This is a genomic window from Kitasatospora sp. NPDC048545 (assembly GCF_040651155.1).
Classification (GTDB): domain Bacteria; phylum Actinomycetota; class Actinomycetes; order Streptomycetales; family Streptomycetaceae; genus Kitasatospora.
Window position 1 is genome coordinate 71,175 of record NZ_JBEZIQ010000012.1, and the last position, 18,527, is coordinate 89,701.

Sequence of the window (18,527 nt, forward strand, 5' to 3'; positions counted from 1 at the left end):
ACGGGTCTGACGGGTCTGACGGGTCTGACGGGTCTGACGGGTCTGACGGGTCTGACGGGTCTGACGGGTCTGACGGGTCTGACGGGTCTGACGGGTCTGACGGGCGAGCCTGCCCCCACCGGGGGTCGATCAGAACCGGGGGGCCAGCAGGCCCTCCAGCTCGGCCTCGAAGAGCAGGTCGGGGTCGAAGCCCATGCCGCCGAAGTGCCCGGCGAGTTCCAGGGAGAGCACGCCGTGCAGGCGGGTCCAGAAGGCCAGGAAGCGGTGGATCGCACCGGTGGGGGCGGGGTGGTCGCAGACCCAGTCCCGGTGCGCCGCCAGGTGGGCGGCGAGCACCGTCCCCGCGGTTTCGGGCACCTCGGGCACCTCGGGGGCCTCGGGCGCCCCGGGGGTCGCCGCCGTGCAGGCGTCAAGCAGCGTGCGCATGATCGCGTCGGAGATGGCGGTGGTGTCCTGCGGCGCGTGGTAGCCGGGGACGGGGGTGCCGTAGAGCAGGAAGTACCGCTGGGGGTCCGCCAGGGCCCAGCCGCGCAGGGTGCGCGCGAGTCCGGCGAGGCCGGCGCCGTCGGCAGCGGCCGTGCCGAGGGTGTCGGCGAGGCTCCGGTACGCGTCCCGGACGAGTTCGGTGATCAGTTCGTCGCGGCCGGCGAAGTAGCGGTAGAGCGCGGGGCCGCTCAGGCCCATCTGCTTGGCGATCGCGTTGAGCGAGAGCGCGGAGGCGCCCGCCGTGGCGATCTGGTCCCGGGCGTGCCGCTTGACCTCTTCGCGCAGCTGGGCGCGGTAGCGCTCGCGCGGCGTGTCCGTGCCCGTCTTCGCCATGCCCGGCCCGCCCTCCGCGCCATGCGCGCCTAGATGCTCACGCTTTCGTTAGAGGTTATCACGAAAGCTATTGACCCCGGCAGCGTCACCGAGTTACAACTTCTCACGAAAGCACGAGCATCTAGCTCCACCTCGAACCGCCCGTCAGCGAAGGGGAGTTCCATGTCCGGCACCCGCAGCACCGGCGTCCGCGCCGCCCTCGTCACCGTCCCGCTCGTCCTCGGCCTGCTCGGCGCCGCCGCCGCTCCGGCCGGGGCCGCCACCTCGCGCCACGACACCTCCCTCACCTGCCGGGGGGCCGGCGTCGACCCCGGCGCCAAGGTGCGGTACCGGACCGAGGCGCTGATCCACGCGCCGCTGCGCACCGTCTGGAAGCTGCAGACCGACATCGCGCGCTGGCCCGTCTGGCAGGCCCCCGTCCGGAGCGCGGAGCGCCTCGACCACGGCCCGCTGCACCGGGGTTCGGTGTTCCACTGGACCACCCCGCTGCCCCCGAACCCCGCGACCACGGCCACCGAGCTGGACATCACCTCGACCGTCCGGCAGATGCGGCCCGGCTCCTGCGTCCGCTGGACCGGCCCCGCCGACGCCGAAGGCCTGCACATCGACGGCGTCCACGTGTGGAACTTCACCGCCGTCGACGGCGGCGTCCTGGTGCGCACCGAGGAGACCCACACCGGCCCCCAGGTCGACGCGAACGTGCCCGCCGCCACCGCCATCCTGCGCCAGGGCCTCGACGGCTGGCTGCACGACCTGAAGACCATCGCCGAGGCCCGCGCCCGGCAGCAGCGGAACTGAACCGCGGACCCGCGCATGGAACCCGGCCGTCCGGGCAGACGCGGCCCGGGGCGGACCTCGCCCCGTCGACGAGAGGAGCACCTGCCATGGGGACCGACGACAAGATGCGCAACATGGCGGAGAAGGCCGGCGGCAAGATCAAGGAAGCCGCCGGGAAAGCCACCGGCGACCGCACGATCGAAGCCAAGGGCAAGGCCGATCAGGTGAAGAGCGACCTGAAGCAGGCCGGAGAGAAGATCAAGGACGCGGGGAAGCACTGACCCGTTGCCCGGGGGCCGCACCCGGACGGCCCCCGGGCGACGCACTCCCCCCGCACACTCGGCCGAGGAGGCGAATCCCATGACCGACCAGGACCAGCCCGTACCCAAGGACCTTCCGGTCCCCGTCGAGACCCCCGAGTCCCGGATGGCCGGCGAGGGCTCGCCGCCACCCGGGCACGAGGACCGGAAGGGGCCGGAGGACGGGCCCGAGTACCGGACCACCGAACCGGCTCACGAACCGGCCTGTGAGCCGGAGCCGCACGAGCCGCCGGACTGAGCCGGCGCGACAGGTGCTCCGCCCCGGGTGGTTCGTCCCGCGCACGCCGGTCCGGGCCGAACGTCCGATGATCCGAGGAATCGGCTGATCGGACGATTCCGCCGCGCGCTCCGGCGAACGAGTGGTCCGGCACGGCGATCCCGCGCGCGGCGGCGTTGCGCGCGGGACGCGGTCGCCCACCGGGCGGTACACCTGGGGCCGCTCGCCGCACCCGCGGCACTGCACCGACGACCGGGACGGGAGGGACGAGATGCGGACCGCAGCCGAACTCCTGCTCTGGTGGGGGGCGTTGCTGCTGCTCAACCTCGTGCTGATCAGCTCGGTGCCGCCGTTGGAGGCGGCGGTGGGCGGCGGCATCGCCCTGCTCGGGGCGGTCGGCGCGGCGGTGCTGCGACTCACCCCCGGCCGGCCGCCGCTCGCGGCCTCCCCCGACGGCCGACGGGTCGGCCGGCTTGCCCTCGTCCGTCAGATCACGCCGCTGGAGCCGGCGTTGACGGAGCGCACCGACGGCGCGACGGCCGCCGCCCGGGCGACCGCACGCGTCGAGACCGCCCGGGGGGCCGACCGGTGGCCGACGCGCTGATCGTGATCACCCTGCTGCTGACCGGGTTCGCCGCCACCACTGCGGCGCTCACCCGCGACCTGATGCGACAGGCCGCCGTCCTCGCGCTGCTGGGGCTTTGCCTCGCCGCCCTCCTCACCGTCCTCCAGGCGCCCGGCGTCGAGCTCTCCCGGCTGGGCATCGGCGGCGCGATCACCACGCTGCTCCTGCTGCTGGCGGTACGCCGGGGGCGTCGCGACGAGCGCTCCGACGACCGTCCCGAGTGAATGCCGGGCGGCCGCACCGGTCCGGCCCGGTCAGCCGTCGAGGAGCCCGTGGCGGTCCGCATAGTCCGTGAGGCCGTCGGCCGTCCGGCCGGCCCAGCCGAGGTAGCCGTCCGGGCGGACGAGGAACACGCCGGTGCCGTACGCCCCGTAGGCCGGGATGCGGACCACGGGGGCGGTGAGGGCGGGCAGCGGGTCGTCGGTGCCGACGGTCAGCAGGGTCCAGTGCGGACCGCGGAAGGCGTCGAACAGGCGGGTGCCGCCGCGCTGTCCGTCGGGGGCGCGGTCGCCGGCGCGCAGCGCGTCCTCCGGGAGGTCCGGGCGGGTGTCCACAGCGAGCGAGGACTCCCGGTAGCCGAGGCCGAGTTGCCGGGTGGCGCGGCCGCGGCGTTCCTCGCCGCGGTGGACCCGGGTCGACAGGGCGAGCATCTCCGCCGCGTTGGCGCGGCGCTCCTCCTCGTAGGTGTCGAGCAGCGCGGCGTCCGCCCGGCCGGCCAGCACGGCGGCCAGCTTCCAGGCCAGGTTGTACGCGTCCTGGACGCTGGTGTTGAGGCCCTGTGCACCGGCCGGCGAGTGGACGTGCGCGGCGTCGCCGGCGAGGAACACCCGGCCCGCGCGGAAGCGGTCCGCCAGTGCGGCGCGCGGGCGGAACTCGGAGATCCAGCGCAGCTCGGTCACCTGCTCGGCGGTCAGGTGGGAGCGGGCGGCGACCGCCGCGCGCAGGCCGTCGAGGGTGAGGTCGACGGCCGTCCCTTCGGGGAACCCGGCGACGAGCTGGAAGTCCTCGGTGCCGCCCAGCGGGCAGATCGCCAGCAGTCCCTCGTCGGAGGGGAACACGTGCCAGTGGTCGCGGCCCAGTCCGGTGACCCGGACGTCGGCGATGAGCATCGGCGCGGGGTCGACGGTCTCCCCGGCCATCCCGATGCCGAGCAGTCGCCGGACGGTCGAGCGTCCGCCGTCGGCCGCGACGAGGTAGCGGGCCCGGACCGGGGCGCCGGTGGTGAACTCGGCGGTCACGCCGTCCTCGTCCTGGCCGAGGCCGGCCAGTTCGCGGCCGAACGCGACCTCTCCGCCCAGCTCGCGCAGCCGCCCGTGCAGGATCCGCTGGGTGAGCCACTGGGGCAGCATCAGCGTCTCGGTGTACGGCTCGGCCTCGGAGGGTTCGGCCGGTTCGTACATGCGGCGCTCGTCCTGCGGTTCGCCGTCCTTCCAGAAGAGGTTGGGCGGGTAGTGGCCGGCCACCTCGCGGACCCGGTCGAGCACGCCGTAGTCGTGCAGGACCTCCAGGGTGCGCGGCTGCAGGCCCTTGCCGCGCGAGCCGGGGAAGAGCTCCGCGCCGCGCTCGACCACCAGCGCGGCGACGCCGTGCCGGGCGAGGTCGAGCGCGAGGGCGAGGCCGGTGGGCCCGGCGCCGATGATCAGGACGTCCGTGTGCGTGCCGCGAGCGGTCACGGCAACCCCCTTAACGTTGTTAAGCAGCCGATGCCGGAAGCGTGCACTTAACGGCGTTAAACTGTCAAGCGTGACCCCGCAGAGAACCCCCAAGCTCGATCGCGCCCAGGTCGTCGACGCCGCACTGAGACTGCTCGACGAGGTCGGCCTCGACGGCCTCACCCTGCGCGCCATCGCCGCCTCGCTCGACGTCAAGGCACCCGCGCTGTACTGGCACTTCAAGGACAAGCAGGCGCTGCTGGACGAGATGGCGACCGAGATCATGCGCCGGATGACGGCCCGCGCGGCCGGGGCGGGCGGCGGCCCGGCGGAGGCACCGGCCGACTGGCGGGCGGTGTACCTCACCACGATGCGGGCCCTGCGCGCCGAACTCCTGCGCCACCGCGACGGCGCGAAGGTCTACAGCGGCGCCCGGTTCACCGACACCTCGTACGCGGCCGGCCTCGACGCCTCGCTGCACCTGCTCATCGACGCCGGCTTCACCATGGCGACCGCCACCCGGGCCTGGTACACCGCGTACAGCTACACCATCGGCTACGTCATCGAGGAGCAGGCCATGGGCCCCAACCCCTTCGACGGGGACGAGGGCTACGACGTCGAGGCCCGCGCCGAGCGCCTGGCCGCCCACCCGCTGGCCGCCGAGGCGGGCCGGGTGATGTTCCGGGACTTCGACGAGGGCTTCGAGGCGGGCTTGGCGCTGGTCCTGGCCGGGGTCGAGGCGACCATGACCGGCTGACGGCCGCAGACCGGCGGCCCGTCGGCCGCGAGCCACCGGTCACCGGTCACCGGTCACCCGACGGGCCGTCACACATCCGACACGCCGTCAAGCTTCCGACGCATCCGAACCTTTTCGAAGCCGGAACGCTCCCCCTCGTACCACCCCCGTTGGTTCGGCGTTCACGTGTACATGTAAACTGCGTTCACCTCGCCCGTCTACCTTCGTGGCGCCCCGCCGCCCAAGATCCACCGGCGGGGCCCGACTCCGAAAAAAATGACCTGACGTTCGAGGTACCAACCATGTACGCAGTCCCCACCCGCACACGGTGGCTCCGCTCCGGAGCCGGCCTGCTCGGCGCGGTCTCCCTGGCGGCCCTCGGCGGCGCGCCCGCGGCCTTCGCGGCCGACGGCCCCCAGACGGCCACGCCGATCAAGCACCTGGTGGTGATATTCCAGGAGAACGTCTCCTTCGATCACTACTTCGGCACCTACCCGAACGCGGCCAACACCGCCGACGACAAGGTGAAGTTCACCGCCAAGCCCGGCACCCCGAAGGTCGACGGCCTCTCCGACGACCTGCTCCACCACAACCCGAACGGGACCAACCCGAAGCGGCTGAGTCCGTCCCAGGCCGTCACCTGCGACCAGGACCACACCTACAAGGACGAGCAACTCGCCTTCGACGGCGGCAAGATGGACAAGTTCGTCGAGCACACCGACGTCGAGAGCTGCAAGGCGCCGATGTTCACCCAGCCCGGCCTGGTGATGGACTACTACGACGGCAACACCGTCACCGCCCTGTGGAACTACGCCCAGCGCTTCGCGATGAGCGACAGCTTCTTCGGCACCACCTACGGCCCGTCCACCCCCGGCGCGCTCAACCTGGTCACCGGTCAGACCCACGGCGGCTACCCGGTCGACCCGAAGACCGGCCAGAAGACCACCGACGCCTACGTGGTCTCCTCCCCGGACGCCAACGGCGTCGGCACCGTCATCAACGACCCGGACCCGGGCTACGACGACTGCTCCAGCCCCCAGCACAACCAGCTGGTGATGACCGGCAAGAACGTCGGCGACCTGCTGAACGACAAGGGTGTCAGCTGGGGCTGGTTCCAGGGCGGGTTCAAGCCGACCGGCGAGAAGGACGGCAAGGCCGTCTGCGGGGCCGCCCACGACAACATCGTGGGTGCGTCGCAGACCGACTACAACCCGCACCACGAGCCGTTCCAGTACTACAAGTCCACCGCGAACCCGAAGCACCTGGCGCCCAAGGACGTGGACGAGGTCGGGCACAACGGCCAGGCCAACCACCAGTACGACCTGACCGACTTCGACGCCGCCCTGCAGCACGGCAACCTGCCCGCCGTCAGCTACCTGAAGGCAGCCAACTACCAGGACGGGCACGCGGGTTACTCCGACCCGCTGGACGAGCAGCACTTCGTCGTGGATACCCTGAACAAGCTCCAGAAGTCCAAGGACTGGGCCTCCACCGCCGTCGTCATCGCGTACGACGACTCGGACGGCTGGTACGACCACAAGTTCGCCGAGCCGGTCAACGGCTCGCGGGACGCCGCCAACGACAGCCTCAACGGCCCCGGCCAGTGCGGCAAGGACGGCGGCGCGGGCGGCTACGCCGACCGCTGCGGCTACGGCCCGCGCCTGCCGCTGATGGTCGCGTCCCCGTACGCCAAGGCCAACTTCGTGGACCACACGCTGACCGACCAGACCTCCGTCCTGCGCTTCGTCGAGGACAACTGGAAGACCGGCCGAATCGGCGACGCCTCCTTCGACGAGCACGCCGCCTCCATCGAGGGCATGTTCGACTTCAAGTCCCCGCAGGCCGCCACCCTCCTGCTCGACCCGGCCACCGGCCAGCCCGCCGGCGGGGCCACGCCGACCGGTCAGCCCACCGGCGGCAGCTCGGCCACGGCCTCCGCCTCCGCTCCGGCAGGCCCGACGGACGGCACCGGCAGCGGCACCGCCGTCGCGGCGCCCACCGGCAGCGCCTCCGGTCCGGCGCTGGCCACCACCGGCGCGGACTCGAACACCGTGCCGATCGCGATCACGGCCGTGGCGCTGCTGGCGCTCGGCGGCGGCGCGGTGTTCGTCACCCGGCGGCGGCGCGGCCGCCGCGCCTGACGCTCCGTCCGCAGCGCGCACGCGCCGGCATACCGACACCGCCGGGTCCTCGTCGAGGGCCCGGCGGTGTCCGCGTTCCGGGGCGGTCGGGACGGTGCCGCCGCCGTCCGCCCGGGGTGCGCAGGCCGTGTCTGCGGCCGTAGAACGGAAGGGAGCGAATCCCACCGGAAGGAGACGGGGTCATGGGCCTGCCCCTGGCGGCCGGACACGTGCTCGTCCGCCTCGGCGACGGCCCGCCGGAGGCGGCGCACACGGTGTTGGACGCACTGGAGACCGTCTTCCCCAACCACACCGGACGCGGACGCACCCAGGTCGGCAACGTGTGGGAAGACCCGCCGGCCATGACCTCGGAGGGCACCCGGGTGGTGGCCGGCCCGCGGCCGGCTGGTGCCCCGCCCCGCGCGGCACCAGCCGGCGTGCACCTGTTCTCCCAGGCCTTCGACGCGCGCAGCGGGCGGGACCGGGCCACACCGGCGCAGGCGATCACCCTGGCGGGCAGGATCGACGCGGACCTGCTCGGCGGCCACGAGGACGTCGAACGGGTGCTGACGGTGCTCACCGCCCTCTGCGGGTCGGTCGAGCAGGAGCGCGAGGCGCAGGGGCCCCACCTGGCCGTGCGGCTACGGCTCGGCGCGCCCGGGTGAGCGGGGCCGGCCGGGCAGTCGTGTCGCCACCACCGAGCGGGGGCAGGCGCACGGACGGCAGCAGACCGGCTACTCCGTCCGGGGGCCGCCATGGCCGTGCGGCGCAGACCGGGCATCCGGCGCGGGGCCCGACGCCACTCGGCGCGCGTCCCCGGGGCCGGCGGATCCACGCACCCCGGAGCGGCCTCCGGCCCCACCGGGCCGACAACCATCCCACCGGGTCCGGCCCGGTGGCCGTTCGGCGGACCCCGGGGTTGCATGGACTGACCGAGCCCCAGCGATCCGGAGGTAGCGCCGTGTACGAGATGTGGGCCGAGCACGACCCGGCGGTGTCCCCGCCCGCCGTGGTGTGGCACGTGGTGGCGAAGGACGACGCGACGTCGTCGCTGTGCGGGCGGTTCCTGGAGCCGTCCCAGCGGGTCGTCCCGGCGGGGGACAACACCGCCGTCGAGGCCGCACCGGACCGGTACTGCGATCCCTGCCTGCTCACCGTGCGCGAGGCCCTGGCGGCCAGCGCCCGGTAACCGTCCGCTCCGCCGGCGGTCACGGGAGCGGCACGGCCGTGAGGCACGGGTGCCGGCTGCCGGTCGCCGGCACCGGATCCGACCGCACGGCCCGCGACCCGCCCGCCCGCCCGCGACCCGCCGCGGTGACGTGCGCACGGCGGGCATTCAGGTGCGGGTGTACGAAGAGTCCCCGCCGGAGAGACGCTGGGAGCAGGAATTCCACCCGGGAGGCTTCGATGATCCGTCCCCGCCGATGCCGTCCGCACACCCGTGACGTCGCGGGGCGGGCCGCGCCCCCGCCGGACTGGACCCAGGAGCCGGACAGGACCTAAGGGAGGCCACCCGTGCGGATGAACGGCCCCGGGCCGAACCGGCGGGCCGTACCGCTCGGCAGCAGACGCCCCCGGGTGGCACCGCGCCGCCGGGCCCCGGTGGCGCCCGCGGACCGGGCCGGGCCCGTGGAACACGTCCCCGTAGGACTGCGGACGGCCGCCGGGTACACCTGGCGGCTGGGGCTGCTCGGCGTCGGCGCCTACCTGGTCGTCGACGTCCTCGGCCGGCTCGAACTGCCGGTCATCGCGGTGTTCATCGCGCTCGTCATCACCTCGGTGCTGCGCCCGCTGGTCGACCTGCTGGCCAGGGCGATGCCCCGCTCGCTCGCCGTCCTGATCGCCTTCCTCTGCGCCCTCGCGGTGATCGGCGGGGTCCTGGCGCTGGTCGGGACGACCGTCGCCGACGAGTGGAACCGGCTGGGCAACGAGGTGCGCGGTGGGCTCGGCCGGATCGACCGCTCGCTGACCGGCGCCCCCTTCCACCTGCGGCCCGGGACCGTCACCGACCTGCGGGCGAAGATCGGTGACTTCATCTCCGCCCACCGCTCGACGCTGGTCAGCACCGCCCTCAGCGGCGCCGGCCGGGCCGTCGAACTGGTCACCGGGCTGGCGCTCGCGGTGTTCTGCTCGGTGTTCTTCCTGCACTCCGGCGACCGGATGTGGTCCTGGGCGCAGGGGCAGCTGCCGCCCCGCCGCCGTACCGTCTGGGACCGGGCCGGGCGCGCGGCCTGGCGCACCTTCGCGGGCTACACCCGCGGCGTGCTGATCGTGGCGGCGACCAACGCCGTGCTGGTCGGCGTCGCCCTGGCGATCCTGGGGGTGCCGCTGGTCCTGCCGCTGACGGTGCTGGAGTTCGTGGCGGCGCTCATCCCGCTGATCGGCTCGCCGATCGCCCTGGCCGTCGCCTCCGTGGTCGCCCTGGCCGCGCGCGGGCCGGTGGTGGCGCTGCTGGTGCTCGCCCTGATCGTGGTCATCGGCCAGATCGAGGGACACCTGCTGCACCCACTGGTGCTCGGCTGGTCCGTCCGGATCCACCCGGTGGTCATCGCCCTGTCGGTGACCGGCGGCGCCGTCCTGGCCGGCGTCCTGGGAGCGGTGGTGGCGGTGCCGGTGGTGTCGGTCGCCTGGGCCGTGATCGGCGAACTCCGCGACCTGCGGGCCCACCGCGGCCCGCCCGGGCGCTCACGGGACGATCCCTCGGTGCCGGGCGCTCGTCCGCACAGCCGCGCGGACGAGCGCCGGCGCCCGGATCCCGCCGAAGACGACCGGCGCGGCCGCTGAGTGCGCGGTGGCACTGACCGGCGGCAGACCCGGCGGCAGACCCGATGACGGAGACGGCGACGGGGACGGGGACGGCGACGGGGACCGCGAAAGGGACCGCAACACCGACAGCACGGCGGCCGGCACGCGCACGACCGTTCCGAGCACGCCGCCCGGCACCCGGCACCCGGCACCGCGTGCGTGGTGCTCGGGGCACGGTCCGGCGTGTCTGTCCGCACGCAGATCGTCCTCGATCTCCGCCAGGATCCGCAGCTCCCCGCGCGAGCGCCCCGGGCCTGCCACCGCCGCCACCAACGCCACCTCCGCCACCTCCGGCGCCACGCGGGGCAGCACGAGGACGCCCGGGCGCGGGGCCACTCGGCGTGGGAGCACCAGGCGCGGAGCACCGGCTCCGGAGCAGCGGGGACGGCCCGGCTCCCGAGGACGGGGATGGCCCGTCCGGGGGGCGGCCTGGCAGGATGCCCATGATCGACTCCAGCGACACTCCGCACGACCGAAGGGCCCCACCGTGACCACTCCCACCAGCACCGTCGTCGAGCGCGCGGACGAGCGGCACCGGTACGAGATCCTCGTGGACGGCACGCTCGCCGGCTTCACCGAGTACCGGGACCACGAGGACCAGCGCGTCTTCTTCCACACCGAGATCGACGACGCCTTCGCCGGGCAGGGCCTCGCCGGCCGTCTCGTCCAGGACGCGCTGACCGACGTGCGCGCGGCCGGCAAGCGGATCGTGCCGATCTGCCCGTACGTCGCCAAGTTCCTCACCAAGCACGAGGAGTTCACCGACATCACCGACCCGGTCACCCCCGAGGTCAAGGGCTGGCTCCGCACCCGGCTCGCCTGAGCGACCCGCCCCGCGGAGCCCTGCCCCGGGCCCGTTCTCCCCTTCCCTGGTGGGCCCGGTCGGCCCAGCGGGTGGGGTCGTTGGTCCCTGGCCGGGGCGACGGGGGGATGGGGATCCTGGTCGGCGGAGTGCGCCGGACGGGATGGAAGGGCCTGGTGATGGGCGAGTTGGTCGCAGTGGGGGCGTTCGAGGGGCTGACGGGCGAGGTCCTGGCCGAGGCTCGGGCCCGGGTCGCCGCCGCAGCGGTGGCACCCGGTGTGGGGACGCTGGTGGAGGCGCTGCGGGTCAGGCTGGCGGCCGTGGCCGGGGGTGTGCTGGCGCAGGTGAACGCCGAGGTGGACGGTCGGCGGATCCGGGTGCAGGAGGTCGCCGCCGGGCTGGGTGAATCCCTCGACCGGGCCGCCGACGCGCTGCGCGGCAGGATCGGGTCCGTCACCGGGGCCTGGGCGCCGCGCCCGTGGCCGGGCGCCCACCGGATCGCCTCACCCGCCGTGCCGCCCGTCGACGCGTCCGCCGTGCCGCCCGTCGTCCCGTCCGCCGCGGACCGGGGGGTCGGCGGGGGCGGCGGGGACGCCCGGATCGTCCGGCGCAAGGAGCCCGCGCTGGTGTGGTGTTCGCCGGAGGCGGCCGCCCGGACCATGGACGCGATGGACTACCACATCCACCTGTTCACCGATCCGGCGACCGAGACCGACGCCGTCGTCTACCGCGTCGGGCCGACCGGCTACCGGCTGGCCCGCACCGTCGCCGCCGGACCGCCCGGCCGCCGGACCGCGCCGATCACGCTCAGTCCGTACGGCGCGCCCCGGCTGAGCGAGGCGCGGGCCGTCGACCGGCTGGTGGACGCCGAGTTGCCGTTCCTGTTCTTCGCCGACCCCGTCAGCGGGCGCGGCCGCGTGCTCTACCGGCGCTTCGACGGCCGGCTCGGTCTGATCGCGGGACGGGCCTGACCGCGGGACGAGCCTGACCGCAGGACGGCACCGAGCCCGGGTACCCGACGCGCCCCGCCGAGCGGCTGCTCGGCGGGGCGCGGTGCGGCGTCCGACCGGGTCCGGCCGGGTGCGCCCGGACGTCGGGGACGGTGCGTCACATGTTGATCATGTGACCGGCGAGACCGTGGATGGCCTCCTTGACCGCCTCGCCCAGCGTCGGGTGGGCGTGCACGTTGCGGGCGACCTCGTGGACGGTCAGGTCCCACTGCTGGGCCAGCGTCAGCTCGGGCAGCAGCTCGGTGACCTCGGGGCCGATCAGGTGGGCGCCGAGCAGCTCGCCGTGCGTGGTGTCGCTGATGACCTTGACGAAGCCGATCGGGTGGCCGAGGCCGTGCGCCTTGCCGTTCGCGGTGAACGGGAACTTGGCGACCTTGACGTCGTACCCCAGCTCGCGGGCCTGCGCCTCGGTGTAGCCGAAGGAGGCGATCTGCGGCTGGCAGTAGGTGGCGCGCGGGATCATGGCGAAGTCGACCTCCATGGTCTCCGCCCCGCCGATGGTCTCGGCGGCGATCACGGCCATGGCCTCGGCGGCGTGCGCGAGCATCAGCTTGGCGGTGACGTCACCGATCGCGAAGATGTGCTCGACGCTGGTGCGGCCGCGGCCGTCCACCGCGATGGCGTTGCGGTCGGTGAGCTTGACCCCGGTGTTCTCCAGGCCGTAGCCGTTGACCCGCGGGGCGAAGCCGATCGCCTGGAGCACCTTGTCGGCCTCCAGCACCTTCTGCTCGCCGTCCTTGGTGACGGTGACGCGGACCTTGGCGCCGGGGTCGCTGTCGTCGATCGACTCGACCCGGGTGGAGGTCAGCACCTCGATGCCCAGCTTGCGGTACTGCTTGGCGAGTTCGGTGGAGACCTCGACGTCCTCCAGCGGCACCACGCGGTCGAGGAACTCGACGATGGTGACCTTCACGCCGTAGTTGTGCAGCACGTACGCGAACTCGACGCCGATCGCGCCGGCGCCGGCGATGATGATGCTCTCCGGCAGCTGCTCGGTGAGGATCTGCTCCTCGTACGTGACGACGCGCTCGCTCAGGCTGGTGCCGGGCAGCAGGCGGGTGGTGGCCCCGGCGGCGATGACGCAGTGGTCGAAGGTGACGACGTCGAAGCCGCCGCCGCTGAGCGCGACCTGCAGGGTGTGGTCGTCGACGAAGGTGCCCCAGCCGTCGTACTCGGTGATGCCGTTCTTCTTCATCAGGTAGTGGACGCCCTTGACCCGGCCGTCGGCCACCAAGCGGCTGCGGCGGAACGCCTCGCCGAAGTCGAAGGTCACCTGGCCCTCGACCTTGATGCCGAAGGTCTTGGCCTCCTTGGTGAAGATGTGGGCGAGCTCGGCGTTGCGCAGCAGGGCCTTGGAGGGGATGCAGCCGACGTTGAGGCAGACGCCGCCCCAGTACTTGGCCTCGATGACCGCGACCTTCAGGCCCAGCTGGGCCGAGCGGACGGCGGCGGTGTAGCCGCCGGGGCCCGCGCCGAGGACGACGACGTCGTAGTGCGTGCTCATGTTGCTGACTCCTCCGAGGGTGTCACGGTGTCGTGATCTCGGTCCCATGGTGGCAGGACCGGGCTCGGCGCACCCACCGGGTCTCGGCGGATGCGCTCCGCGCGGCACCGTACAGGCCCGGGGCCGGATTGTCAGTGGTCTCCGCTACGGTGACCGCACCGGCGCCCATCAGGGACGATGACGGAGGGGAGGGAGCGATGGCACGATCGGAGGCGGCGTTCGCGGTGCGTACGGCGGGCGGGTGGGCCCGCCGCCCGAGGACGGCAGCGGGCCCACCCGGGCATCAGGCCGCCACGTCGTCGGCGCAGCCGCCCACCCCGGCGTCGTTCGTGCCGCTGGTGCCGGGGCCGCCCGCGCCCACGGCCGCCGACTTCCCGGTCGGGGCCGGCGCCGGTACGGGCCGCTGGAGGGAGGAGAGGTCCCAGGCGTAGGTGCCCACGGCGTTGGCGATCACGTCGATGTTGACGTCGAAGGCGTCCATGTCGATGTTGCCGAGGTTGTCGCAGGCCTTGTGGTAGCAGGTGTCGTAGGCGGTGCCCGCCGTGCCGCCGTAACGCTCCGCCTGCTCCGGGGACTTGATCTTCTCGGCGCCGGTGTCGGTGCCGCCGGCCGGGATGCCGGCGTCGATGAACGGACCGTAGTCGGAGCGGCCGTCGAAGGCGGTCGGGTCGTGCGGCAGGCCGAGGCCGTCCAGGTAGCCGGTGATGTCGCGTTCGATCTGCGCCGAGCCCTCGGGGCCCGCGCCGCCGCCGGCGCTGCCGGAGCCGTTGTAGACGAACTGCGCGTAGTTGGGGGAGGCGATCATGTCGAAGTTGAGGTAGAGCCGGATCTTCTTCCGGTCCGCCTCGGAGAGTGACGCCACGTACGCCTCGGAGCCCTTGAGGCCGAACTCCTCGGCGGACCACCAGGCGAATCTGACCTTGTTCTTCACCGGGTGGACGTTGAGGTTCTCCGCGACCTCCAGGATGCCCGCCGAGCCGGAGCCGTTGTCGTTGATGCCGGGCCCGGCCGGGACGGAGTCGAGGTGCGCCCCGACCATCACGGTGTTGGCCGGGTCGCCGCCGCGGGTCTCCGCGATGACGTTCCAGGTCTTGCGCGGCTCCATGAAGGTGCGGAGGTCGAGGGTCACCCGGACGGGCCCGGCGGCCGCCCCGGCGGCCAGTGCCTCACCGGCCGCCTTGGTGATGCCGCCGGTCGGGACCTTTCCGGCGGTCGGGTCCCCGAGGGTGCCGTTGAGGTCACCCTCGGCGTTGTTGTAGATGAGCGCGCCTGCCGCGCCCGCCGCCGCCGCTGCGGCCTGCTTCTGGGCGAAGCTGCACCCGCCCCGCCGGATCAGGGCGACCTTGCCGGTGAACCCGCCCGTCGGGTAGTCGGTGGCCGCGCAGCCGGTGGTGGCGCTGACCGGCGCGACGGCCAACTCGGCGGTCAGGCCCGCGTCCGGACCGCTCACCGAGTACGTCATCGCGATCACGGGGACGGACTCGGCCTTCGGCGACAGCACGTCGAGCCGCTGGGTCCGGGCCTCGAAGAAGGTGTACTCGAACTCCTGCTTGGACACCTTGAGTCCGGCGCGCCGCGCCCGGTCGTAGACGTACTGCGCGGACTGCTCGTGGCCCTTCGAACCCGCCACCCGGGTACCGTCGTTGCGGTCGGCGATCCGCTGCAGCGCGGCCAGGGTGTCGCGGGCGGTCTCGGCGTCGCTCGCCTCGACCAGCCGCGCGGCCAGCTTGGCGCCCTTGCGCGCCGGGTCGGGGTCGGCCACCGCGCTCCCGGCACCGGCCAGCAGCAGCGGGGTGACCAGGGTGGCGACGGTCAGTGCGGCGCCCGCGCCGCGCCGGGCGGCGGCGCCGCGTGAGCGCGGTAACGGGGTGGCACTGTCCGGCCGGGTGGCGCGGTCGTTCGTGGTGGAGCGGTCGAGCGGGGAGGTCGAGCGACGGGTGCGCAGCATCAGGGCGACTCCTTCCGACGGGCCGTGAACTCACGATTTGACAGGACCGGAATCGCCTTGCCAAGCCCGCCGCGCGGCCCGCGGGATGCGCGCGGGGGGATGCGCGGTGATATTGGAGGAGTGGGGCCGTCTCATCCAGGAGTGTGACCACATGTCCATGATGGATAAGCTCAAGAGCCTGCTGAAGGGCCACGAGGAGCAGGCCGACAAGGCCGTCGACAAGGCTGGTGACACCGTCGACGAGCACACCCAGGGCACGTACGGCAGCCAGGTGGACACCGCCCAGGAGCAGATGAAGAACCAGTTCCGGGACGAGCCGCCGGCGCAGTAGCGCCGCCCGCCGTCCAGGCGTGCGCCACCCCGGTCCGGCCGAGCGGCCGGGCCGGGGTCCGGCTCTCCGCGCCCTGTCGGTGGGCTCAGCTGTCGCCCGGGTACGTCCGTCCGGCACCGCGGGGCGGGTCGTCGCCGGTGGCACCGCAGTTCTCGCACGGCTCCGGACCGGGCCGCTCCCGCAGCCGTCCGCACTCCGGGCACACCCGCTCCAGCCGGCAGGCCGACTCGCCGCCTTCGTCCATGCCGCCGATTCTGCTCCCGGCACCCGGCCGACGGCGAGTAGACACTGTCTACGCCACCCTGGTAGACAGTGTCCATGACTGATCAGGACAGGGACCTCCGCGCCCGGCTGGTGGCCGCCGGCGTCGAACTGGTGACCACCGGGGGCGTCCAGGCACTCGGACTGCGCGAGATCGCCCGCCACGCCGGGGTCTCGCACGGAGCGCCCCGCCGCTACTTCCCCACCCACCGCGAACTGCTCGCCGCCATCGCGCAGCAGGGCTTCGGCCGGCTCACCGACACGCTCGCCGGTGCCGACGCCCTCGCCGCCGGCACCGGCGGCGACGCCCGCAGCCGCCTCGACGCGCTCGCCCGCGCCTACCTCGGCTTCGCCGCCGCCAACCCCGGCATGTTCGAGCTGATGTTCCGTCACGACCTGCTGGAGGGCAGCGGCGCGGAACTGCGCCGCACCAGCGTGCCGCTGTTCCTCACCTTCGTCGGCCTGGTCTCCGAGGTGCACCCGGACGGCGACGACCCGGCCACCGCCACCGCCGCCCTGTGGTCCAACCTGCACGGCCTGGCTCAGCTGCGCACCTGGGGCAGCCTTCGGCTCATCACCGGCAGCGAGGACGTCGAGCCGCTGCTGCGCGCCGTGCTGGACGCCCACCTCGGCCCGGCCGCCCGGTGACACCGCGGCTCCACCGCCGGCTCACCCTCGCCGCGAGCATCACCGGCGCCGTGCTGGTCGCCCTCGACGGCACGGTGCTGACCGTCGCCCGGCCCGTCCTCCAGCGCGACCTGCACGCCTCCGTCGCCGCCGCCCAGTGGGCCGGCACCGGCTACCTCGTCACCGTCGCCGCCCTGCTGGTCTTCGCCGGCCGGCTCGGCGACCGCTACGGGCACCGCCGCGTCTTCGCCCTCGGCGTGGCGGGCTTCGCCGCGAGCTCCGCCGCGATCGCCGTCGCGCCCGGCATCGGCTGGGTCGTCGCACTGCGGGTGGTCCAGGGCGTGGCGGGCGCCCTGCTGCAGCCGGCCACCCTCGGCATGCTGCGCACCGCCTGGCCCGCCGACCGGCTGGCCGGTGCGATCGCGGTGCGCACCGCGGCGATCGGGCTCGCGGCGGCGGCCGGGCCCCTGGTCGGCGGAGCGCTCACCGCGCACTTCGGCTGGCGGTCGGTCTTCCTGATCGGCCTCCTGCCCGCCGGCGCCGCACTGCTCGCGGTCCTCGCCGTGCCGTCCGCGGCACGACCGGCCGCGGCCACACCCGGCGGCGGACTCGACCTGCCGGGTGCGGCCCTGCTCGCACTGGCCCTGGCCTGCCTCGTGCAGACCCTGGTCGCCCTGCCGGACTCCGGCTGGTCGGCCGGCACCGCGCTCGGCCTGGCGGTGGCCGGGGTGCTCGGCCTCGCCCTTGCCCGGCACGAGCGGCGCACCGCCCGTCCACTGCTGCCACCCGCCCTGCTCCGCTCGCCGGCGGTCGCACCGCCGCTCGGGGTCCTGCTCGCGACCTCGGCGGCGCTCCAAGGCGTGCTCTTCCCGGCGACGTACTACCTGCAGGACGTGCTGGGGCTCGACCCGCTGCAGAGCGCACTGCGGGCGGCGCCGCTCGCGGTGGCGATGATCCTCGCGGCGGCGACCTCGGCCCGGCCGGCCAAGCGTCACGGCGAGCGCGCCGTGGTGCTGGTGGGGACGGTCCTCGTCACGTCGGGCGCATTGCTCACCGCCCGGCTCGGCCCCGGTTCGGGGACCGTCGGGATCACCGTCTGCTTCCTGCTGCTGGGGGCCGGCTTCGGCGCGGTGATGGCGACGGCCACCGCGCTGGTGGTACGGGGCGCGTCCACCGGCGAGGCCGGCGTCGCGGGCGGGTTGCAGCAGACCGCGCTGAATGTCGGCCCGGCCCTCGGAATCGCCCTGGCCACGACCACCACCGGCAGCGGCGACCCCGGCGCCGCGCTGACGCCGTCCGCCCTGGCCATGGCCGCCCTGGCGGCGGCGGGGACCCTGCTCGCCGCACGGCTGCCGGACGGCACCGGACGGGCACCGGAGTCCGTCACACGCCCGTGACGCCGTCGACGCACTCGCGGAGCAGGTCGGCGTGGCCGTTGTGGCGGGCGTACTCCTCGACCAGGTGGACCAGGATCCAGCGCAGCGAGACGGTCTCCGAGCCGAGCGCCGCGGCGGCTCCGGCGGAGAGCGGGCCCGCGGCGTCCAGGGACGCCGACGCGGTCAGCTCGCGCCCGAGGTCGATCTCCGCCCGCCAGCGCGCCAGTGCCTCGGCGGCCCCCCGCCCCGGGTCCAGAACGTACCCGTCGGGGTTGTCGGCGCCGTACACCGGCGGCACCTCCAGACCGGCGAACACCCGCTGGTACCAGGTGCGTTCGACCTCGGCGAGGTGCTGCACCAGACCCAGCAGGGTCATCGTCGACGGTGGCACGGCGACCAGCCGGACCTGACGGTCGTCGAGTCCGGCGACCTTCGTGGCGAGCGTGGCCCGCTGGAACTCCAACCAGCTCTCCAGCATGGTCCGTTCGTCGGCGTGCGCAGGCGGAATCGGCCGCCCGTCCGGGGTGAATGCCATGCCCGCCACCCTCGCACAGCCGGCACCCTCCGTGCCCGCGCCGGTCCGGGGCGGCGACTCGG

General features: G+C 74.0%; 21 protein-coding genes. 15 read left to right on the forward strand and 6 right to left on the reverse strand.

What is annotated here, in order from left to right:
- Positions 1 to 129: 129 nt before the first annotated feature.
- Positions 130 to 819: a TetR/AcrR family transcriptional regulator gene (locus AB0D10_RS14220; RefSeq protein WP_360255421.1), complete on the reverse strand. Its 690-nt coding sequence runs from the start codon at positions 817 to 819 to the stop codon at positions 130 to 132.
- A gap of 162 nt (positions 820 to 981) precedes the next feature.
- On the opposite strand from AB0D10_RS14220, the gene AB0D10_RS14225 reads away from it, so the two are divergent.
- The 5 genes from AB0D10_RS14225 to AB0D10_RS14245 all read left to right on the forward strand — a co-directional run bounded on the left by AB0D10_RS14225 (position 982) and on the right by AB0D10_RS14245 (position 2,982).
- On the forward strand, positions 982 to 1,617 hold the full coding sequence (locus AB0D10_RS14225) for an SRPBCC family protein (protein ID WP_360255423.1): 636 nt from the start codon (positions 982 to 984) through the stop codon (positions 1,615 to 1,617).
- Positions 1,618 to 1,703: 86 nt separating this feature from the next.
- Complete coding sequence (locus AB0D10_RS14230; RefSeq protein ID WP_360255426.1) at positions 1,704 to 1,877, forward strand: CsbD family protein; 174 nt, start codon at positions 1,704 to 1,706, stop codon at positions 1,875 to 1,877.
- Between the two features lie 79 nt (positions 1,878 to 1,956).
- On the forward strand, positions 1,957 to 2,154 hold the full coding sequence (locus tag AB0D10_RS14235; protein ID WP_360255428.1) for a hypothetical protein: 198 nt from the start codon (positions 1,957 to 1,959) through the stop codon (positions 2,152 to 2,154).
- Between the two features lie 250 nt (positions 2,155 to 2,404).
- Complete coding sequence (locus tag AB0D10_RS14240; RefSeq protein WP_360255430.1) at positions 2,405 to 2,737, forward strand: hypothetical protein; 333 nt, start codon at positions 2,405 to 2,407, stop codon at positions 2,735 to 2,737.
- Entirely contained in the window at positions 2,722 to 2,982 is a 261-nt protein-coding gene (locus AB0D10_RS14245; RefSeq protein ID WP_360255432.1) for a hydrogenase subunit MbhD domain-containing protein, read from the forward strand. Before AB0D10_RS14240 ends, AB0D10_RS14245 begins: the two co-directional genes overlap by 16 nt.
- Before the next feature lie 30 nt (positions 2,983 to 3,012).
- On the opposite strand, the gene AB0D10_RS14250 is transcribed toward AB0D10_RS14245, so the two are convergent.
- Positions 3,013 to 4,431 carry an FAD-dependent monooxygenase gene (locus AB0D10_RS14250; protein WP_360255435.1) on the reverse strand — a complete coding sequence of 473 codons (1,419 nt, stop codon included), beginning with the start codon at positions 4,429 to 4,431 and terminating at the stop codon, positions 3,013 to 3,015.
- 70 nt (positions 4,432 to 4,501) lie between these two features.
- On the opposite strand from AB0D10_RS14250, the gene AB0D10_RS14255 reads away from it, so the two are divergent.
- The 7 genes from AB0D10_RS14255 (at position 4,502) to AB0D10_RS14285 (ending at position 11,844) form a co-directional block, all read left to right on the forward strand.
- Positions 4,502 to 5,167, forward strand: coding sequence for a TetR/AcrR family transcriptional regulator C-terminal domain-containing protein (locus tag AB0D10_RS14255; RefSeq protein WP_360255438.1), 666 nt, complete (start codon positions 4,502 to 4,504; stop codon positions 5,165 to 5,167).
- A 281-nt stretch (positions 5,168 to 5,448) separates the two neighbouring features.
- Entirely contained in the window at positions 5,449 to 7,287 is a 1,839-nt protein-coding gene (locus AB0D10_RS14260; RefSeq protein ID WP_360255440.1) for an alkaline phosphatase family protein, read from the forward strand.
- A gap of 182 nt (positions 7,288 to 7,469) precedes the next feature.
- Complete coding sequence (locus tag AB0D10_RS14265; RefSeq protein WP_360255442.1) at positions 7,470 to 7,931, forward strand: hypothetical protein; 462 nt, start codon at positions 7,470 to 7,472, stop codon at positions 7,929 to 7,931.
- 296 nt (positions 7,932 to 8,227) lie between these two features.
- Positions 8,228 to 8,455, forward strand: a complete 228-nt coding sequence (locus AB0D10_RS14270) for a hypothetical protein (protein ID WP_360255444.1) — start codon at positions 8,228 to 8,230, stop codon at positions 8,453 to 8,455.
- A 332-nt stretch (positions 8,456 to 8,787) separates the two neighbouring features.
- Positions 8,788 to 10,050 (forward strand): AI-2E family transporter, encoded by a 1,263-nt coding sequence (locus AB0D10_RS14275; protein WP_360255670.1) that lies wholly within the window; start codon positions 8,788 to 8,790, stop codon positions 10,048 to 10,050.
- Positions 10,051 to 10,558: 508 nt separating this feature from the next.
- Positions 10,559 to 10,894: a GNAT family N-acetyltransferase gene (locus tag AB0D10_RS14280; RefSeq protein WP_360255446.1), complete on the forward strand. Its 336-nt coding sequence runs from the start codon at positions 10,559 to 10,561 to the stop codon at positions 10,892 to 10,894.
- Between the two features lie 107 nt (positions 10,895 to 11,001).
- Positions 11,002 to 11,844, forward strand: a complete 843-nt coding sequence (locus AB0D10_RS14285) for a sigma 54 modulation/S30EA ribosomal C-terminal domain-containing protein (protein WP_360255448.1) — start codon at positions 11,002 to 11,004, stop codon at positions 11,842 to 11,844.
- A 136-nt stretch (positions 11,845 to 11,980) separates the two neighbouring features.
- Here the strand turns inward: AB0D10_RS14285 and lpdA are convergent, their stop codons facing one another.
- Together lpdA and AB0D10_RS14295 are read right to left on the reverse strand one after the other, a co-directional pair.
- The gene (gene lpdA, locus AB0D10_RS14290; protein ID WP_360255450.1) at positions 11,981 to 13,387 is read right to left on the reverse strand and encodes a dihydrolipoyl dehydrogenase; all 1,407 of its coding nucleotides are present in this window, start codon (positions 13,385 to 13,387) and stop codon (positions 11,981 to 11,983) included.
- A 283-nt stretch (positions 13,388 to 13,670) separates the two neighbouring features.
- Positions 13,671 to 15,335: a M28 family metallopeptidase gene (locus tag AB0D10_RS14295; RefSeq protein WP_360255453.1), complete on the reverse strand. Its 1,665-nt coding sequence runs from the start codon at positions 15,333 to 15,335 to the stop codon at positions 13,671 to 13,673.
- 151 nt (positions 15,336 to 15,486) lie between these two features.
- Here AB0D10_RS14295 and AB0D10_RS14300 point away from each other — a divergent pair, with 151 nt between their 5' ends.
- Positions 15,487 to 15,666 carry an antitoxin gene (locus AB0D10_RS14300; RefSeq protein ID WP_360255455.1) on the forward strand — a complete coding sequence of 60 codons (180 nt, stop codon included), beginning with the start codon at positions 15,487 to 15,489 and terminating at the stop codon, positions 15,664 to 15,666.
- An 85-nt stretch (positions 15,667 to 15,751) separates the two neighbouring features.
- On the opposite strand, the gene AB0D10_RS14305 is transcribed toward AB0D10_RS14300, so the two are convergent.
- Positions 15,752 to 15,910 carry a hypothetical protein gene (locus AB0D10_RS14305; protein WP_360255457.1) on the reverse strand — a complete coding sequence of 53 codons (159 nt, stop codon included), beginning with the start codon at positions 15,908 to 15,910 and terminating at the stop codon, positions 15,752 to 15,754.
- Between the two features lie 74 nt (positions 15,911 to 15,984).
- On the opposite strand from AB0D10_RS14305, the gene AB0D10_RS14310 reads away from it, so the two are divergent.
- Positions 15,985 to 16,575 carry a TetR/AcrR family transcriptional regulator gene (locus AB0D10_RS14310; RefSeq protein WP_360255460.1) on the forward strand — a complete coding sequence of 197 codons (591 nt, stop codon included), beginning with the start codon at positions 15,985 to 15,987 and terminating at the stop codon, positions 16,573 to 16,575.
- Positions 16,572 to 17,951 (forward strand): MFS transporter, encoded by a 1,380-nt coding sequence (locus tag AB0D10_RS14315; protein ID WP_360255462.1) that lies wholly within the window; start codon positions 16,572 to 16,574, stop codon positions 17,949 to 17,951. The genes AB0D10_RS14310 and AB0D10_RS14315 overlap by 4 nt, the downstream gene beginning before the upstream one ends.
- On the opposite strand, the gene AB0D10_RS14320 is transcribed toward AB0D10_RS14315, so the two are convergent.
- Complete coding sequence (locus AB0D10_RS14320; RefSeq protein WP_360255464.1) at positions 17,938 to 18,465, reverse strand: DinB family protein; 528 nt, start codon at positions 18,463 to 18,465, stop codon at positions 17,938 to 17,940. The two genes, AB0D10_RS14315 and AB0D10_RS14320, sit on opposite strands and share 14 nt — an antisense overlap.
- Between the last annotated feature and the right edge of the window lie 62 nt (positions 18,466 to 18,527).

Bases quoted from the DNA above. Each gene is read 5' to 3' on its own strand.
- AB0D10_RS14220 (WP_360255421.1), bottom strand. From the start codon at position 819: ATGGCGAAGACGGGCACGGACACGCCGCGCGAGCGCTACCGCGCCCAG.
- AB0D10_RS14225 (WP_360255423.1), top strand. From the start codon at position 982: ATGTCCGGCACCCGCAGCACCGGCGTCCGCGCCGCCCTCGTCACCGTC.
- AB0D10_RS14230 (WP_360255426.1), top strand. From the start codon at position 1,704: ATGGGGACCGACGACAAGATGCGCAACATGGCGGAGAAGGCCGGCGGC.
- AB0D10_RS14235 (WP_360255428.1), top strand. From the start codon at position 1,957: ATGACCGACCAGGACCAGCCCGTACCCAAGGACCTTCCGGTCCCCGTC.
- AB0D10_RS14240 (WP_360255430.1), top strand. From the start codon at position 2,405: ATGCGGACCGCAGCCGAACTCCTGCTCTGGTGGGGGGCGTTGCTGCTG.
- AB0D10_RS14260 (WP_360255440.1), top strand. From the start codon at position 5,449: ATGTACGCAGTCCCCACCCGCACACGGTGGCTCCGCTCCGGAGCCGGC.
- AB0D10_RS14265 (WP_360255442.1), top strand. From the start codon at position 7,470: ATGGGCCTGCCCCTGGCGGCCGGACACGTGCTCGTCCGCCTCGGCGAC.
- AB0D10_RS14275 (WP_360255670.1), top strand. From the start codon at position 8,788: ATGAACGGCCCCGGGCCGAACCGGCGGGCCGTACCGCTCGGCAGCAGA.
- AB0D10_RS14285 (WP_360255448.1), top strand. From the start codon at position 11,002: ATGGGGATCCTGGTCGGCGGAGTGCGCCGGACGGGATGGAAGGGCCTG.
- lpdA (WP_360255450.1), bottom strand. From the start codon at position 13,387: ATGAGCACGCACTACGACGTCGTCGTCCTCGGCGCGGGCCCCGGCGGC.
- AB0D10_RS14295 (WP_360255453.1), bottom strand. From the start codon at position 15,335: ATGCTGCGCACCCGTCGCTCGACCTCCCCGCTCGACCGCTCCACCACG.
- AB0D10_RS14300 (WP_360255455.1), top strand. From the start codon at position 15,487: ATGTCCATGATGGATAAGCTCAAGAGCCTGCTGAAGGGCCACGAGGAG.
- AB0D10_RS14305 (WP_360255457.1), bottom strand. From the start codon at position 15,910: ATGGACGAAGGCGGCGAGTCGGCCTGCCGGCTGGAGCGGGTGTGCCCG.
- AB0D10_RS14310 (WP_360255460.1), top strand. From the start codon at position 15,985: ATGACTGATCAGGACAGGGACCTCCGCGCCCGGCTGGTGGCCGCCGGC.
- AB0D10_RS14320 (WP_360255464.1), bottom strand. From the start codon at position 18,465: ATGGCATTCACCCCGGACGGGCGGCCGATTCCGCCTGCGCACGCCGAC.